We start from the raw sequence: 15690 nt of genomic DNA on the forward strand, positions 1-15690 counted from the left end.
CGGGCGCGCGCTACGGGGTGCGGTGTGGCCTAGCGTGCAGACCGTTGACGAACGGGCAACCCATCAACACCCGGATGGCCTGACCTAGCGCGGTCATGTCGTCCACCGGCTTGCGGAAAGGCAGCCGGACGTCACGGTCGCCGTCGCTGTCTTCGACACGAAATCGCACGCCGTAACGGTCCAGGCCAAGTGGACGGACCTGGCCGCGGCGCAGCTGGGCCGGCAGCCGGGATACCAACCGGGCGATCACGTCGTCGTGGGTGGTGGTTAGGTGCCACAGCAATGACGATTCGATCTCGCAGAAGGGGTCGGGTCGGGCCGCCAGCAGGTCCGCGACAGCGACGGGCTCGGCGCCGAAGGCGTCGGTCACAACCACCGATTCAATCTGCAGCCGCAGCAGCGTGTAGCGGGTCTCCGTTCCGTCAAACGGACCAGATCTGGGTGTTTGGACTTGCAACAGCGCCGGTTGCGGGTTTTCGGCGGCGATGCCGTCGAGCAGCGTAGTAACTAATTCCGGTGCGACGCAGTGGAGTCGGCCTCGGGCCCAGACCAGCGATCGGACCGGTTCCCGGACTGGCAACGGCGCATAGTCGGTGAGCTCGAGCAATGCCTGCGACCCGGCGCCGGCCCCGTAACTGGCCGCGCCGACTCTGCCGGCTTGGTCGGCGGGAAGCGCCACGGCAAAGGATCCGTCGTGCATCAAGTGGTGTAGCGGTGTGACTAGCGGTTCGTCACGTTCCACCGCCAACAGGGCGCCACCGGCCCGCGCACAGGCGCTGCGAATGCGTTCGGCAGTCGTCGGTATTGGGCTAGTGGTAGACAAGATCACCACCCCTTCAGTTAGGTAAGCCTAAGTTAACTTAGGATACCGGGCGTTGCAAGGGGGAACGGCTCGGCGCGCCGCTACTGTTGTGAGCGTGGTCTGCATGGCTTACCTCGGCCCGGAAGGGACGTTTACTGAGGCGGCTCTGCTTCAGATAATGTCGGCCGGCCTGGTGCCCGGCCACGATCTGGACACCACGGTGCAGCGGCTGCCAGTCGAGAGCAGTCCTGCCGCGCTGGATGCCGTTCGGACCGGCGTCGCGGATTTCGCCTGTGTGCCGATGGAGAATTCGATCGACGGGTCGCTGGCGCCCACCTTGGACAGCCTGGCCAACGGGTCGCCCCTGCAAGTTTTTGCCGAGACGACGCTCGATGTGTCGTTCAGCATCGTTGTGCGCCCCGGCTGCAACGTTGCAGACGTGCGCACCGTGGCCGCTTTCCCGGTGGCGGCGGCACAGGTGCGGCAGTGGCTCACCGCGCATTTGCCCGGCGTCGAGGTGTGTCCGGCCTACTCGAATGCCGACGCGGCACGGCAGGTGGCCGACGGCCAGGTCGACGCCGCCGTGACCTCGCCGTTGGCCGCCGCTCACTGGGCGCTAGAGTCCATGGCCGACGGTGTCGTCGACGAGTCCAGTGCCCGCACCCGTTTTGTCCTTATCGGCCGGCCGGCACGACCGCCGGCTCGCACCGGAGTCGATCGCACCTCAGCGGTGTTGCGTATCGACAACGTGCCGGGGGCGCTGGTGCAGGCGCTGACCGAATTCGGTATGCGCGGCATTGATCTCACCCGGATCGAATCCCGGCCTACCCGCACGGAGCTTGGCACCTACATGTTTTTCGTGGACTGCCTCGGCCACATCGACGACCACGCCGTGGCCGAGGCTCTCAAGGCGCTGCGCCGTCGCTGTGCCGATGTGCGATACCTGGGCTCCTGGCCGTGCGGCCAGGCGGGTGGTGCAGAGCCGCCCCCACCAGACGCAGCATCGACGTGGCTGGCTCAGCTCAGGCAAGGCCAATTCGAGTCAAGTCAGGAGCCAGGGCGATGAGCGGTCGTCTGGTGCTATTGCGGCACGGGCAGTCGCACGGCAATGTCGAACGCCGATTGGACACTCGGCCGCCAGGAACAGCGTTGACGCCGCTGGGCCGGGAACAAGCCCGAGCGTTCGCGCTCGGCGGCTTCGTCCGGCCGGCCATGCTTGGCCACTCGGTGGCCGTCCGGGCCGCGGAGACTGCTGCGGTGATCGCGGCAGAACTCGGCTTGTCGCCCCTTGAGCTCGAGGGTGTGCACGAGGTACAGGTCGGCGAGCTAGAGAACCGTAACGACGACGAGGCCGTCGCCGAATTCAACACCATCTACGACCGCTGGCATCGCGGCGAGCTGCGCGTGCCACTGCCCGGTGGCGAGTCCGCCCACGACGTCTTGGACCGTTACCTACCGGTGCTCACCGAACTGAGGCTGCGGTATCTGGACGACGAAAATTTCAACGGTGACATCATTGTCGTCAGCCATGGCGCAGCGATCCGGCTGGCCTCGGCGGTGCTGGCCGGAGTAGACGCCGATTTTGTGCTAGACAACCATTTGGCCAATGCAGAATCGGTGGTGCTCTCGCCCATCACCGACGGTCGATGGAGCTGTGTGCGGTGGGGAACTCGTACGCCGCCGTTCTGCCCTGAAGGCCCAGCCACTCCAGTCGCCGACGCGCTGACGTCAGGCACCGACCCGATGGGCTGACCCCGCCACTGCGACAACTGAGTCAGCGCATGTACAGCCAACCGCATGGCAATCGATGACGAACGTGTGCACTACGATCTCTGGGCAATCGCAGTCGGCTTCGGTGCATTGGGCCCGGCCACGAGAGTGGCGAATGATGGTGCCGTGGCAGTGAAATAGGCCCGCCTGACAATCGCGGCAGCGTGTGCTCATAGATCGTTCTTAGCACCGGGCACAGACAAATCCGCGCTGCCGCGCCTGATCGGGGCAGATCGGATTGGTCAGCCCCAACCCAGTTCATCCAGCCGGGCATCGTCGATGCCGAAGTGATGGGCGACCTCGTGGATTACTGTGATCGCCACCTGCTCGACGACCTCGTCGGCGGACTCGCAGACATCCAGCAGTGCGTCGCGGTAGATCGTGATGGCGTCCGGCAACGCTCCGCCGTAGTCGGAGTCGCGCTCGGTCAGCGCCACCCCTTCATACAATCCCAATAAGTCGTCGTCGTGCGGATGGCGGTCGGCGACCAATACCACGACGTTGTCCATGGCGGTCGCCAGTTCGGGCGGTATCAGGTCGAGTGCGTCGGAAACAAGTTCGTCGAAGCGTTGCGGGTCCATCCGCACAGCCACCGGGCTAACCCTCGGGTGCGGGCTCGGCCGGTGCCGGCGCCGGCGCGCCACCGTCGGCCGGAGGTGGCTGTGTCGCTGCAGGTGCCTGGCTGGCCGTAGCCGGCGCTTGGGTAGCCGGCGCTTGGGTAGCCGGAAAGGCCGGCGCGCGCGAAGGTGTCACCACCGGCTGTTGGTTGGGAAGGTGCTGATTGCCGGGCGGAGTGGTCGGAATTTGCTGCACCGGAGCGGCGGGCTGCGCGCTCGGCAGCTGAACCGGGAGCGGCGGCAGGCTCAGCCGCTCCTCCGGAATGTCGGGGGGCACTATCGGCGGCTGACCGTTGATCAGCAGCGATCCCTTGGCGCTGTTGACCAACGTTGCCCAGCCTCCGTTGCCCAGCGTCGCGCCGATGCTGCACGCAACCTCGCGGCTGCCCGCTGACCAACTGGGCAGCGACAGCGTCGGGTAGATCAGTGTCAACGTGGTGGTGCGTAGCTTGATAGGGGCGAGGTAGGCGTCCGTCATCCGAGTGCAGGCGTCTTTGATAAACGCATCCTGTTCAGGTTCGGAGGGCAAGGCGTTGGGGAACTTCTCGGCCAGGTTGACCGTGCCGGTGACCTCCATCGCGTGCGGCGCGGCGCAGTCGACCGGAACATCTACCGGTTGGTTGGTAGCCGAGTCGATGCCCAGGCAGGTGCCGGCCGGCCAGACCTTGGATTGGTCGATGTCGGCGACCTTGCCTTTGAACGCCGTCTGGTGGTTGTCTGGGCCCGGCAATTGCAGGCCGCACAACATGCGGCGCTCGCCGGCCTGACGCCACGCGCGGTCGCCCGACCAGAGCATGCTAATGGTGAACTTGCTGTTGGGATCAAACTTGGTGCCCAGGTAGCGGTGTACAGCGGCCTCGCACTGCTCCTGGCTGATCTGCTGAATACGCGCGGGCGACGGGGGAGCAGCGTTGGGTCCATATTCCGAACCGGGGAACGTGCGCATGTCGATGGACTCTGCCACTTCGAATCGGTGGTCGTCGGCACAGCTGACGATGGTTGCCGCCTCCGGTGTGCCATCGGGCCAGTTCAGGCAGTCGCCGCTGGTGGCGCGGTTGAATGCGGTGTTGGTCTTGGCGCCGGTGCTGGGCACCGGGTTGTTGGCTAGGTAGCCAGCCAGCCGGCCCGGCCCGGTGACCACGGTAGGGAGCGCGGTGATCAGCCCGGCGATGAGCAGGGCACCCAGAGCGGTGAGCAGCAGCGCCCGCCTGGTCGCGGATGCCTGCAAACCGCGCGGCCAACGAAATCCGGCCGGCGGCAGTTTCGCCGGTCCGTCCGGTGCCCCCGCTGGATCGCCGGCCGGCGCAGGATTTTCCTCTGGCGCTTCCAACATCGGCTCCATTCTGACAGCACCAGCGCGGCAGCGTGACCAATGTTGCGGATGTGAGATCCGCGCCGATCCGTGGCCAGCTGACGTTATCCGGTTGCGCAGTCGAAAGTAGTGTTGCGGCCGTGATCGACCTGAAGTTGCTCCGGGAAGACCCTGATGCCGTACGCCGCTCCCAACTCAGCCGTGGCGAAGACCCGGCGCTGGTTGACGCGCTGCTAACGGCCGATGCCGCACGCCGAAGCGCGATCGCGGCAGCCGATTCGCTGCGCGCCGAACAGAAAGCCACCAGCAAAGGCGTGCGCAGCGCGTCGGCGCAGCAGCGCCCAGAACTCCTGCAGCGCGCGAAGGATCTCGCCGAGCAGGTCAAGGCCGCCGAAGCGACTCAGGCCGCAACCGAAACGGCGTTGATCGCTGCCCACACGGCGATCCCCAATGTGATTTTGGACGGCGTTCCCGCCGGCGGCGAGGCCGACTACCGGGTCCTCGACGTCGTCGGCGCGCCCCCGCAATTGGAAAACCCCAAAGACCACCTGAAACTGGGCGAGTCGCTGGGTCTCATCGACATGCAGCGCGGGGCGAAGGTATCCGGTTCCCGGTTCTACTTCCTGACCGGCCGGGGGGCGCTGCTGCAATTAGGGTTGCTGCAGCTGGCCCTGAAGCTGGCTATCGACAACGGCTTCATCCCGATGATCCCGCCGGTTCTGGTGCGCCCGGAGGTGATGTCGGGCACCGGATTTCTGGGCGCCCACGCCGAGGAAGTGTACCGGTTGGAAGTCGACGACCTCTATCTGGTGGGCACCTCGGAGGTGCCGCTGGCCGGCTACCACGCCAGCGAGATCCTGGACCTGTCCGCCGGGCCGTTGCGCTATGCAGGCTGGTCGTCGTGCTTCCGGCGCGAGGCCGGCAGCTACGGCAAGGACACCCACGGCATCATCCGCGTGCACCAGTTCGACAAGGTCGAGGGTTTCGTCTATTGCGAGCCCGCCGACGCCGAGGCCGAACACCAACGGCTGCTGAGCTGGCAGCGCGAACTGCTGGCGCTGATCGAGGTGCCCTACCGGGTGATCGACGTGGCCGCGGGGGATCTCGGCTCCTCGGCTGCCCGCAAGTTCGACTGCGAGGCCTGGGTTCCGACCCAGGGCAGCTATCGCGAGCTGACTTCGACGTCGAACTGCACCACGTTCCAGGCGCGCCGATTGGCGACGCGCTACCGGGATGCCCACGGCAAGCCGCAGATCGCGGCCACGCTTAACGGAACACTGGGCACCACCCGCTGGCTGGTGGCGATTCTAGAGAACCACCAGCAGGCCGATGGCAGCGTGCGGGTGCCCGCAGCATTGGTCCCGTTCGTGGGTACCGAGGTGCTCGAGCCCTAGGCGCCGGCCTTTTCGTGGACGTTCTGGCGGGCCAGCTTGTGCCGATGCTGCCGCTCGATGGTGTCTAGCTCCGGCCTAGCGATTCACCGAGCGTGCTCTCAGCGCGAGATTTTGCGCGAAAATTCGCACTAGCCTCACGTTCGGCGAATGGTGCGCTTTCCGAGCAACTCGTCGAGCAGTGCGGTGAAATCTGCAGGGCGCGCCGGCGTGCATGCCGGACGCGGCCAGGTGCCTGGTACGTCAAGCGTGATCAACGTGGATTTCAGCGGCCGGTACGCGTCCAGCGGCAGCCAACGGCGAAGGTCCGGGCTGCCCCAGATGTTGAACCGTGCCGTGAACAGCCCGAGCGATTCGGCCTGGTAGCCACGGATCTGGCTTAGCGGAATGACCTTCGCGGTGCCGGATGGAAAATGGTAGCGGCGCAACGTAAGTGCGGCGCTGTCCAACTGAATCACCCCGTCGTCGTAAAACAGCATCACAGTCGTGAGCTCCGCAACTGGTGGCCTCGGGTGGTTAGGCAACGGCCGTCGTCCAAGCACCACTGCCATCCGTGTAGGTTGCAAGTCAGTGTATTGCCCTCTACCGCACCGAATTTCGAGAGGTCGGCTTTGAGGTGAGGGCAGCGGCGCTGAATCTCCCAGCCATCCAGTGCGATCGACGCGGAGTCGTCGTGAGTCTCCGCGAACCAGCCGTCGGCGTAGGTGATCCGTTCGTCAGTGAGGCACTTGAAGAATGTGTACAGGTACTCGTTGTACCCGCCGACGCGCCATGCCCGGAACCGGGTGGACAAGAAAATGGTGTTAACCCAGTCCGGTTCCTGATCGCGCAACACGGTGCGCACCAACTCGGGTTGGATCGCAAACCCGTAGCGCATCTTCTCACCGGGAATCGGTTCCCGCACCGTCCGTTTGGGGAAGTCCAACACCACGGTTTCTGGACCTAAGACCAGTTCTACTGGGTACCCGATGCCGTCGCAGATCTGGTCGCTTTGCATCATGATCGGCTCGAACAGCGCACGCAGCGGCTCTAGCAGCGGCTCGCCGTTCGCCGGGGCCCAGCTGGCCCGGGCGGCGGCGATCACCGGCGCCATCCGTTTGGCGTAATCGTCGATGTATTGTGACTTGCCGCTGGTAAAGATGGCTTCGACCGCTTCGACAGGCACCGGATGGCTTAGCGAATTCAGCTTCGCGCCAGTGAAATCCGCGACCGAGCCGGGAATCATCAGCAGGCCGCCGTCGTGACCGTGGGCTTGTATATGATCGAGAAATACCATCTGGTCGGGGAATATGTTGGCCGGGTCGCTGCCGTCGTCGTTGAGGCGGCGCAGCTCAGCATCTAGGAAGCACGGCGGTCCGGCTGATGGCACCACCCAGGTAGCCCCGACCTGGGCGATGTACAGGCGGGCGCGGTCCATACCGCGTTGCCGCTTCTGGACGCCGAAAGCTTCCTTGGCGCGTGCCGGCATGTCGTAGACCATCGGATACCAGATCGCGCCCGAGTACTGCAGCATATGTACGTCAACGGGGCCGAAGGAGCTGGCCAGCACGTCCAGATCGACCGGGCGGGCATCGTTCATGTTGAAAGCCGTTGTCTTACCATCCGAAATCACCAGCGCCGAGTCGCCGATCGGGCCGTCGGCCGGGGCCCGCAGCGCAATGATCATGATGTCGAGCTCACCGTTACGTCCGCTGAGCCGATGCTTGACCGAGTCGGTGGTTTCGAAGAAGCGGTGGAATCCTAACTTCTGCAGTTCGTTTCGCAGGTCGGGCACGGGAAAGTCCGGTAGCAGCACGACCGCGTCCTTGTTGACGTGCATGCGCAGGTTCTCTGCATCGAAGTGGTCCTTGTGCAGGTGCGAGATGTACAGATAGTCGCAGTCGCCTAGCGCACTCCAGTCCAGCGTGCTGTTATCCGGGAAGGGGAACCACGAAGCGAAGTAGGCGGGATTGACCCACGGATCGCACAAGATGCTGCCCGACTGAGTCTGGATGTGAAAGCCGGCATGGCCGACACTTGTGACCTGCACGAGTACCCTTCCCGGCCGTTTCCCTGCCGTTCAGAAAGATCCACCGATCGCACCTACTCGGCGCGAAACGCAGGATCGAGCTTAGCCTGACCCACCATCTTCGGCCTGCCACAGCCGTCGGTAGTAGTCGAGGCGCTGCGGGTCTGGTTCGACGCCGTAGGCGGCGAAGAATTCTGCGTCCGAGCCTGCGTAGTCGGGATAGTTCCAGCTCAGCGACAGCGTTGCTACGGCCAGATCGGCCCACCGATCCGCGATGCCCAATGCGCCGAGGTCAACGTGCCCACAACACCGGCCGTCCTCGGCGATCAAGGTGTTGGGCGAGCACGCGTCGCCATGACAGACCACCAGCCGATCGATCGGCGGCGGTTCGCCAAGTTCTGCTCGCCGGCCGGGGGGAAGTGGGGCCAGCCGGCGGGCGGCGGACCAGTCGAACGGGCAAGACGCCACCGGGAACCGGTCGTGCAGCGTGCGCAATCCCACACCGATTGCCCGTACCGCCACATTCGGTGTGGCCAGCCAGCGGGGGTGCACCGCCGACACACCGGCCAGCCCGCCGGTGCGCAGCCATGCCCAGTTTTCGTCGACTCCGAAACCCAATACCGGCGGCACCGGTGTGTACTGGGCAGCCCAGTGCAGTCGCCGCGCTTCGTCAGCGAAGTCGACCGTGCCTGCCGCAGCTACCTTGATGAACTCGGCGCCGGGGCCGACCCGAAAGGTGATACCACCCAGCTCGTTGATCCAGATGGGGTGTACGGATCGGCCGTCGGCAAACCGGTGGACGACCGCGGGCGCGGCGGGGGCTGGCGTTGGAAAGGACATGGGAAAGTAAAGGACGCCTCTCTTATCCGCTTCGGGCGGTCAGCCGGTAGCACTAGGCTGGACAGCTGTGGAACCGGTTTACGGGACGATCATCCAGCTTGCCCGCTTGACCTGGCGCATTCAGGGTCTCCGGATCACCGTCCATGGCAAGGAGAACGTACCGGCCTACGGCGGCGCGGTCATTGCGATAAACCACACCGGATACCTGGACTTCACCTTCGCGGGTCTGCCGGCCTATCAACAGGGTCTCGGGCGGAAAGTCCGGTTCATGGCCAAGCAAGAGGTGTTCGACCACAAGATCACCGGCCCGATCATGCGTCGCCTTCGGCACATTCCGGTAGATCGACAGGACGGGGCCGCGTCCTATGAGGCGGCGGTCCAGATGCTGAAGGCGGGTGAGCTGGTCGGCGTTTATCCCGAAGCCACGATCAGCCGTAGTTTTGAGATCAAACAGTTCAAGTCGGGTGCCGCACGGATGGCGGTTGAGGCCGGGGTGCCGATCGTTCCCCACATCGTGTGGGGCGCGCAACGGATCTGGACCAAAGGCCACCCCAAGAAGCTGGCTCGCCCGAAAGTACGGATCGTGGTGGTCGTCGGCGAACCGATCGAGCCAACTCTGGCCACCGCCGAGCTGAGCAACCTGCTGCACTCGCGGATGCAACATCTGTTGGAGCGGGCACAGGAACTGTACGGACCGCACCCCGCCGGGGAGTTTTGGGTGCCGCGTCGATTGGGTGGCGGAGCGCCATCGCTTGCTGAGGCGGCGCAACTGGACGCGCAAGACGCGGCGGAGAAGGCGGCTCGTCGCGCTCAACGCGCCCATCCCGCCGGAGCACCGGAGCAGTGACCCATGGCGGAGCCGACCTACCGCACCCTTGAAATGCTGGCCCGGTTGCTGGTGCTGGTCACCGGAACCCGGATCAGTTACGTCGGCGAGGAGAACGTGCCCCGCCGCGGCGGTGCTGTGGTGGCCATCAACCACACCAGTTATCTCGACTGGTTGCCGGCCGCATTGGCCATGAAGCGGCGGCGCCGTCGGCTGCGGTTCATGATCAAGGCCGAAATGCAACGGGTTAAAGTGGTCAACTTCATGATCAGACGCACCCGGACGATCCCGGTGGATCGAGACGCCGGCGCCGACGCTTATGCGGTGGCGGTGCAGCGGCTTCGCGAGGGGGAGCTGGTTGGCGTCTATCCGGAGGCCACCATCAGCCGCAGCTTCGAGCTCAAAGAGTTCAAGACTGGGGCGGCTCGGATGGCTCTGGAGGCAGATGTTCCGATCATTCCGGTTATTGTTTGGGGTGCTCAGCGGATCTGGACCAAGGGCTGTCCCAAACGTCTGGGGCACTTTGGACGCACCAAGATGGCGGTTGTCGTGCATGTGGGCCCGCCGTTGCGGGCCGCAGGCGACATCGCGCGGACCGACGCCGCCCTGCGCGAGGCGATGACTCGGCTGCTGCACCAGGTGCAGCAACGCTATCCGCATCCAGCGGGGGAGTATTGGGTGCCACGCCGGCTCGGCGGAAGCGCGCCGACGCTGCAGGAGGCGGCTCAAATGGACGCTGACGCGGCGGCGGCCAGGGCCGTTGGGCGTGCACTGCATCAGTCGCGGTGGCGGTGAAAGGAGCTGTGAGAAATGGCGGAGCCGTTCTTCCGAATGATGGAATTCCTTGTTCCGTCGATAGTTGCGGCGAACGGAAACAAGATTACGTATCACGGCTTGGAGAACATTCCCGAGCGCGATGGTGCGTTGATTGCCCTCAATCACACCAGCTATGTGGACTGGATTCCGGCCTCAATCGCTGCCAAGGAGCGCAAGCGGCGGCTGCGATTCATGATCAAGGCCGAAATGCAGGAGGTAAAAGCGGTCAACTACGTGATCAGGCACGCCCAGCTGATCCCGGTGGACCGGGCCGAGGGCGCCAACGCCTACGCGACGGCCGTGCAGCGGTTGCGGGAAGGGGAGCTTGTCGGGTTGCATCCTGAGGCGACGATCAGCCGCAGCCTGGAATTGAAGGAATTCAAGTCCGGGGCGGCCCGGCTGGCCGTCGAGGCGCGGGTGCCGCTAGTTCCGATGATCGTCTGGGGCGCGCATCGAATCTGGCCCAAGGACCATCCCCGGAATCTGTTTCGCAACAAGATTCCGATCACCGTGGCCGTTGGACCGGCCTTATGGCCGGAGCGTGATGCGGAAAGGCTCAATGCCACGCTGCGGCAAGCGATGGAGTCGATGCTGCACTGGGTGCAGGAGCAATATCCGCATCCCGAGGGGGCGTTTTGGGTGCCGCGGCGTCTGGGGGGCAGCGCGCCCACCCCGGAGCAGTCACGGGAATTCCGTCTTGCGGAATTGGCCGAACGCGCACGAGAGCGCGAACAGACCCGTCTAACACCGGCGGGTCGCGGCAAGATCGCTCAATTGGCGGAGCGAGCCCGCAAGCGCGGGCACCGCCGGGTCACGTCGCGAAGTTTCAGCAAAGGTGGGCCGCGCTGACAACACCGGCGCGCCGGCCGGCGCTCATCGCGTGCGACGTCGACGGCACCTTATTTGACGGCGATGAAACCATCACCCCCCGCACCCGTGCCGCCGTGCGCGGCGCGGTAGCCGGTGGAGCAACCTTCATCTTGGCCACCGGCCGCCCACCGCGCTGGGTGCGGCCGGTCGTCGACGCCCTCGGTTTCGCGCCGATGACTGTGTGCGCCAACGGCGCGGTCATCTACGATTCCGCAACCGACCGGGTGGTGTCGGCGCGTACCCTGTCCGTCGACGCCTTGGCCACGCTGGCCGAGGTCGCACGTCGGGTCATCCCGGGTGCCGGGCTGGCCGTCGAGCGGATCGGCGAGCGTGCCCACGACACGGCGACCCCCCAGTTCGTCAGTTCCCCTGGCTACGAGCACGCTTGGCTCAATCCAGACAACACCGAGGTGTCGTTGGACGACCTGCTCAGTGCGCCGGCGATCAAGCTGTTGATCCGCAAAGCCGGCGCCAGCAGTGCGGACATGGTCGCCGAACTGGCCAAATATGTCGGTCTGGAGGGGGATATCACCTATTCCACCAACAATGGGCTGGTCGAGGTCATACCTCTGGGCTTTAGCAAGGCCACGGGTGTGGACGAGATCGCCCGGCCGCTGGGCATCACCAACGCGGACGTCGTGGCATTCGGTGATATGCCCAACGACGTGCCGATGTTGTTACGGGCTGGTCTTGGGGTCGCGATGGGTAATGCGCATCCCGACGCGCTGGCCGCCGCTGACGAGGTCACCACACCCAACACCGACGACGGTGTTGCGCGCGTGTTGGAGCGCTGGTGGTCCTGACGTTAACAGCAGTGGTGGTGTGGGAGACTGCCCGCGGGCAGTGTCGTGCCGCCGGCACGGCGACCTGAGCGGACCGGAGGATATGTAGTGGGGTCGGAAGCAGACCCACCCGAAAGCGGCCGACCCGAGGACGAGAGCGTCGCTGCCGAGGACGCGCCACACGCGCCGGCCGATGGACCAGAACAGGACAAACCGACAAAGCGCCGCCCGGCCGGCAGCATCGAGTTCCAGGATGCGGAAACGACACGACCGCGTCCTCCGACGCCGGCCGAGTTGCGGGCGCGGAAGAAATACGAGGAAAAGCAGCGCGAGATCGAAGAGGCTCGGCTCGAGGCGCAGGCCCAGCGGGCCCAGCAAAAACGAGTCTTGATGGGAGCCGCCGCCGCCGTCGGAGTGGTGGGCGTGGTGGCCGGCCTCGGCTATTGGTTGTTGACGCCTGAGCACGTCACCGCCCAATGCGTGCAGGACGACCAGAATGGTCAACCGGTGATCGTCCCCGACAGCTACTGCACCGGCCACACAGCGGGTCTCAACGGATTCTTCTTCTACGGCGGACATCAATACCGGTACTACTACGGCAGCTCCGGGACAGTCGGTCAACGGCCCAGCGGTGGCACCACGGTCGCACCCAAAGGCGCCACGATTACCACCAAATCCGGCACCACCATCTCCCGCGGTGGGCTAGGGGGCAGCGGCGGCAAGGGCGGCGGCGGAAGCGGTGGCTCATGAAAAGGGTTAGAACGCCGCCGCGTTCCAACTGGGGCTCGATCGTCGAATCGCAAGGCCTGGTGTATGGGACGCCGGCGCGGGATGCGACCGGGGCAGACCGGCCGTACTGGGACGAGTCGGTGTACTACGAATTCGACATGGACGAGATCCTCGCGCTGGAAGCCGACGTCGAACTGCTGCATTCGATGTGCTTGAACGCCGTCGAGCAGGTGGTCCTGATGGAGCGGTACGCGGATTTCGGCCTGCCAGAATGGAGTTGGCCATATATCGCTGAATCGTGGCGGCGCTCTGACCCACATGTCTACGGCCGCTTCGACATTCGCTACGACGGGCGCCGGCCGGCGGCGTTGTTGGAGTACAACGCCGACACACCGACCACGCTGCTGGAGGCGGCGATTGTGCAGTGGTACTGGCTCAAGGACAAGTTTCCCGGCGACGACCAGTGGAACTCCTTGCACGAACAGCTCGTCGACCGTTGGAAGGAGGTGGGGGATCTGTTGCCCAGCAACGAGTTGCACTTCACCTGGTCCGGCGTGGAAGCCACCGGGGAGGACCAGATCACCACGACCTACCTGCAGGAGACCGCGGCCGAAGCAGGTTTCCAGACCATCGGCTTGATGATCGAGGACGTCGGTTGGGATGCTGCCCTGCAGCGATTCGTCGATTTGGAGGAAGACCAAATCCACGCCATCTTCAAGCTGCACCCTTGGGAGTGGGTGCTCGACGACCAGTTCGGCGAGCACGTGGTGTCGAGCCTGCCGCAGACGATGTGGATCGAGCCGCTATGGAAGACCCTGTTGTCCAACAAGGCGATACTTGCGGTGTTGTGGGAGATGTATCCGGGCCACCCGAACTTGTTGCCCGCCTACATCGATGACCCGCATGAGCTGACCGAGTACGTGCGTAAGCCCAAGCTTGGCCGCGAGGGCGCGAACGTCACGGTTGTCGGTGCCGGCATGGAGACCGCGACCGGCGGAGTCTATGGCGAAGAGGGTTTCGTCTACCAATTGCTTGATCCGCTTCCGCAATTCGACGACATGCGCCCGGCCCTGGGTGCGTGGATCGTTGGCGATTCGTCGGCTGGGTTGGGTATCCGGGAGACCGCCGGACTGATCACCGACGACGGCGCAGCTTTTGTCCCACATCGGATCCCGGTGAAATGAACGGAGTTAGACGTCGATGACGACAACCCTCGTGGCGCTGCATGCGGGCTATTGGAGTTGGCTTGGGCGCGGGGTGAGCGCGGTCGTCCTGTATTCGATTCTGGGGCTGGTCCTGATGATCATCGGGTTCCACGCCATCGACTTCACGACGCCGGGACCGCTGCGCAAGATGGTCCGGGCCGGCAAACCGAACGCCATTATCGTGGCCGCGGCCGGGATGGTCAGCATGGCACTGATTGTGGTGCTGGCGATCTATTCGTCGTCGGGCAGGCTGGCCGAGGGACTGCTGGCGTCAGCGACTTTCGGCATCGTGGGCATCGCCGCTCAAGTGGTGATGATGCGGATTGCGACCCTGGTGATCGGAATCGATATGGACACGCTGTTCCGATCCGACGAGTACAGCTTCGAGTGTCTGATCGTGGCGGCGGCGCAGTTCGCCTTGGGGATCGTGGTCGCCGTCGCAATTCTCTGACCTGACGGGTAGTGGCGGTGTTGCCGCCATGTGTGTTGGGGTCTTTTGTGAAGGGCGGCTTTCCGTTCACGGTGACCATGTGGGTGAGCGGTCCTCTGGCCACACGATTCCTAACCGGTTCCGACCCAAAGTTTGCTCAGACGGTAGCGGTCACGACCTGGGCACCGACGCTCAGCCAACGCTCGCAAACTGCGGGGAGCGCACCGGTGCTAGCCGAAAGCAATAGGCCGAAGAGCGCATCGAGCGTTTTGCTATGTGCTCGGTCGACTGTTCGAACCTCGACATAGGCCGGAGGCATCACAGGCGGTAGTGTTGGGGGGCGGACACCAACGCATGCCCTGTGGCCGGCGGCCCCTAGCACGAATTCGTCCAAAATTGCCTTGGTGTCGCTCGCCAACGAATCCGACGCGGGGTGAATCGCGTCTCGTGTGCGAGTACCCCACCGACTCAAGCAGTCGGGCATTCACCAATGATGGCGTTAAGTCGAATCCAGGCCAAATATGCTGCTGCATTTGTTGTGATGCAGAGTACTGTTCTGCAATGCCCAGCAGCTTTTTCATGTTCTCAAAACGGGAAGCCTTGTCACTAAAGGACTTCTGCTATTCGCTCGTCTCATAGAGCTTCCGGTATGCTTCGCGCGCACAAGTACGCAATTCTTCATCATCTAAACCGCCCGCCCTTTCTCGTAACTTGGGATCGGCGGTGTAGTCATCGACATCGGCGAACAATCTGTCGAGTATCTTGAATTTAGTGCCGGGAACTTGATCTCCGTCGTTCTTGAATACCGTAAAGTATAAGGATTGGAACTCCGGAGCTGTTATCTCACGATTGATGAACCTTGATAACAGGTCTCGATATTTTGCAGTCATACGCTCGACCGATGCGCTATCCGAAAACATCAATCACCGCCCAACTTTCCCTCGTTCAGCACATACGCAGCCTGTTCAGGACTTAACCTCCAGCCCGATATAAATCTTCCATCCGGAGTCTGAATGACGCACAATCCGGATTTGGGATTGTAATTGAGTATAGCAGGCTGATCGCGGTAAATGCCTTGGATATGCATGGTCGCAGGATCGTTCACTACTTGTTTCACAGCTCTGTCGAACGCGTCGAATCCGGCGCGTCCCCGGGATTCTGTCACACCAAAATCTTTTGCATGATAATACTTACGTTCGATTTGACCGAGGTCAGTTTGCAAAGGGACTTCGTCGATAGTTTGCGGGGCCGTTCCCGTTTTAGGTGATCCTTGCCTCGGTTGTTCTGGTGCG

General features: G+C 64.0%; 18 protein-coding genes. 10 read left to right on the top strand and 8 right to left on the bottom strand.

Annotated elements, in window-relative coordinates:
- Nucleotides 1–10 precede the first annotated feature (10 nt).
- Complete coding sequence (locus tag F0Q45_RS10800; RefSeq protein ID WP_149653966.1) at nucleotides 11–826, bottom strand: DUF2470 domain-containing protein; 816 nt, start codon at nucleotides 824–826, stop codon at nucleotides 11–13.
- Between the two features lie 91 nt (nucleotides 827–917).
- Here F0Q45_RS10800 and pheA point away from each other — a divergent pair, with 91 nt between their 5' ends.
- Both pheA and F0Q45_RS10810 read left to right on the top strand, forming a co-directional pair.
- Nucleotides 918–1868, top strand: coding sequence for a prephenate dehydratase (pheA, locus tag F0Q45_RS10805; protein ID WP_149653950.1), 951 nt, complete (start codon nucleotides 918–920; stop codon nucleotides 1866–1868).
- The gene (locus F0Q45_RS10810; protein WP_149653951.1) at nucleotides 1865–2554 is read left to right on the top strand and encodes a histidine phosphatase family protein; all 690 of its coding nucleotides are present in this window, start codon (nucleotides 1865–1867) and stop codon (nucleotides 2552–2554) included. Before pheA ends, F0Q45_RS10810 begins: the two co-directional genes overlap by 4 nt.
- 260 nt (nucleotides 2555–2814) lie before the next feature.
- On the opposite strand, the gene F0Q45_RS10820 is transcribed toward F0Q45_RS10810, so the two are convergent.
- Both F0Q45_RS10820 and F0Q45_RS10825 read right to left on the bottom strand, forming a co-directional pair.
- The gene (locus F0Q45_RS10820; RefSeq protein ID WP_149653953.1) at nucleotides 2815–3165 is read right to left on the bottom strand and encodes a metallopeptidase family protein; all 351 of its coding nucleotides are present in this window, start codon (nucleotides 3163–3165) and stop codon (nucleotides 2815–2817) included.
- A 4-nt stretch (nucleotides 3166–3169) separates the two neighbouring features.
- On the bottom strand, nucleotides 3170–4522 hold the full coding sequence (locus F0Q45_RS10825) for a septum formation family protein (protein WP_149653954.1): 1353 nt from the start codon (nucleotides 4520–4522) through the stop codon (nucleotides 3170–3172).
- A 119-nt stretch (nucleotides 4523–4641) separates the two neighbouring features.
- Here F0Q45_RS10825 and serS point away from each other — a divergent pair, with 119 nt between their 5' ends.
- Nucleotides 4642–5895, top strand: a complete 1254-nt coding sequence (gene serS / locus F0Q45_RS10830) for a serine--tRNA ligase (protein ID WP_149653955.1) — start codon at nucleotides 4642–4644, stop codon at nucleotides 5893–5895.
- A 134-nt stretch (nucleotides 5896–6029) separates the two neighbouring features.
- Here serS and F0Q45_RS10835 read toward each other — a convergent pair whose 3' ends face one another.
- From F0Q45_RS10835 to F0Q45_RS10845, 3 genes are all read right to left on the bottom strand, one after another.
- Nucleotides 6030–6374: a hypothetical protein gene (locus F0Q45_RS10835; protein WP_149653956.1), complete on the bottom strand. Its 345-nt coding sequence runs from the start codon at nucleotides 6372–6374 to the stop codon at nucleotides 6030–6032.
- Nucleotides 6371–7921 carry an MBL fold metallo-hydrolase gene (locus tag F0Q45_RS10840; RefSeq protein ID WP_149653957.1) on the bottom strand — a complete coding sequence of 517 codons (1551 nt, stop codon included), beginning with the start codon at nucleotides 7919–7921 and terminating at the stop codon, nucleotides 6371–6373. The genes F0Q45_RS10835 and F0Q45_RS10840 overlap by 4 nt, the downstream gene beginning before the upstream one ends.
- An 81-nt stretch (nucleotides 7922–8002) precedes the next feature.
- Entirely contained in the window at nucleotides 8003–8740 is a 738-nt protein-coding gene (locus F0Q45_RS10845) for a phosphotransferase (protein ID WP_149653958.1), read from the bottom strand.
- Between the two features lie 67 nt (nucleotides 8741–8807).
- Between F0Q45_RS10845 and F0Q45_RS10850 the strand changes: the two genes are divergently transcribed.
- The 7 genes from F0Q45_RS10850 (at nucleotide 8808) to F0Q45_RS10880 (ending at nucleotide 14419) form a co-directional block, all read left to right on the top strand.
- Nucleotides 8808–9587 (top strand): lysophospholipid acyltransferase family protein, encoded by a 780-nt coding sequence (locus F0Q45_RS10850; protein WP_149653959.1) that lies wholly within the window; start codon nucleotides 8808–8810, stop codon nucleotides 9585–9587.
- A gap of 3 nt (nucleotides 9588–9590) precedes the next feature.
- Complete coding sequence (locus tag F0Q45_RS10855) at nucleotides 9591–10361, top strand: lysophospholipid acyltransferase family protein (protein ID WP_149653960.1); 771 nt, start codon at nucleotides 9591–9593, stop codon at nucleotides 10359–10361.
- Between the two features lie 15 nt (nucleotides 10362–10376).
- A complete protein-coding gene (locus F0Q45_RS10860; RefSeq protein ID WP_149653961.1) occupies nucleotides 10377–11231 on the top strand; it encodes a lysophospholipid acyltransferase family protein in 855 nt (284 codons plus the stop codon).
- Nucleotides 11228–12055 (top strand): HAD family hydrolase, encoded by an 828-nt coding sequence (locus tag F0Q45_RS10865; protein ID WP_149653967.1) that lies wholly within the window; start codon nucleotides 11228–11230, stop codon nucleotides 12053–12055. Before F0Q45_RS10860 ends, F0Q45_RS10865 begins: the two co-directional genes overlap by 4 nt.
- Before the next feature lie 87 nt (nucleotides 12056–12142).
- A complete protein-coding gene (locus F0Q45_RS10870; protein WP_262490945.1) occupies nucleotides 12143–12784 on the top strand; it encodes a hypothetical protein in 642 nt (213 codons plus the stop codon).
- The gene (locus F0Q45_RS10875) at nucleotides 12781–13947 is read left to right on the top strand and encodes a glutathionylspermidine synthase family protein (protein ID WP_149653962.1); all 1167 of its coding nucleotides are present in this window, start codon (nucleotides 12781–12783) and stop codon (nucleotides 13945–13947) included. Before F0Q45_RS10870 ends, F0Q45_RS10875 begins: the two co-directional genes overlap by 4 nt.
- Nucleotides 13948–13963: 16 nt before the next feature.
- Nucleotides 13964–14419: a DUF350 domain-containing protein gene (locus tag F0Q45_RS10880; protein ID WP_149653963.1), complete on the top strand. Its 456-nt coding sequence runs from the start codon at nucleotides 13964–13966 to the stop codon at nucleotides 14417–14419.
- 599 nt (nucleotides 14420–15018) lie between these two features.
- Here F0Q45_RS10880 and F0Q45_RS10885 read toward each other — a convergent pair.
- Nucleotides 15019–15288, bottom strand: coding sequence for a colicin immunity domain-containing protein (locus F0Q45_RS10885; protein WP_188112871.1), 270 nt, complete (start codon nucleotides 15286–15288; stop codon nucleotides 15019–15021).
- Between the two features lie 29 nt (nucleotides 15289–15317).
- Nucleotides 15318–15690 (bottom strand): colicin D domain-containing protein (locus tag F0Q45_RS10890; RefSeq protein WP_149653965.1); only part of this gene is annotated, 373 nt, incomplete at its 5' end.

Source organism: Mycobacterium simiae (genome assembly GCF_008370645.1).
Taxonomy (GTDB): Bacteria; Actinomycetota; Actinomycetes; order Mycobacteriales; family Mycobacteriaceae; genus Mycobacterium; species Mycobacterium simiae_A.

Bases quoted from the DNA above. Each gene is read 5' to 3' on its own strand.
- F0Q45_RS10810 (WP_149653951.1), top strand. From the start codon at position 1,865: ATGAGCGGTCGTCTGGTGCTATTGCGGCACGGGCAGTCGCACGGCAAT.
- F0Q45_RS10825 (WP_149653954.1), bottom strand. From the start codon at position 4,522: ATGTTGGAAGCGCCAGAGGAAAATCCTGCGCCGGCCGGCGATCCAGCG.
- F0Q45_RS10845 (WP_149653958.1), bottom strand. From the start codon at position 8,740: ATGTCCTTTCCAACGCCAGCCCCCGCCGCGCCCGCGGTCGTCCACCGG.
- F0Q45_RS10855 (WP_149653960.1), top strand. From the start codon at position 9,591: ATGGCGGAGCCGACCTACCGCACCCTTGAAATGCTGGCCCGGTTGCTG.
- F0Q45_RS10860 (WP_149653961.1), top strand. From the start codon at position 10,377: ATGGCGGAGCCGTTCTTCCGAATGATGGAATTCCTTGTTCCGTCGATA.
- F0Q45_RS10875 (WP_149653962.1), top strand. From the start codon at position 12,781: ATGAAAAGGGTTAGAACGCCGCCGCGTTCCAACTGGGGCTCGATCGTC.
- F0Q45_RS10880 (WP_149653963.1), top strand. From the start codon at position 13,964: ATGACGACAACCCTCGTGGCGCTGCATGCGGGCTATTGGAGTTGGCTT.
- F0Q45_RS10885 (WP_188112871.1), bottom strand. From the start codon at position 15,288: ATGACTGCAAAATATCGAGACCTGTTATCAAGGTTCATCAATCGTGAG.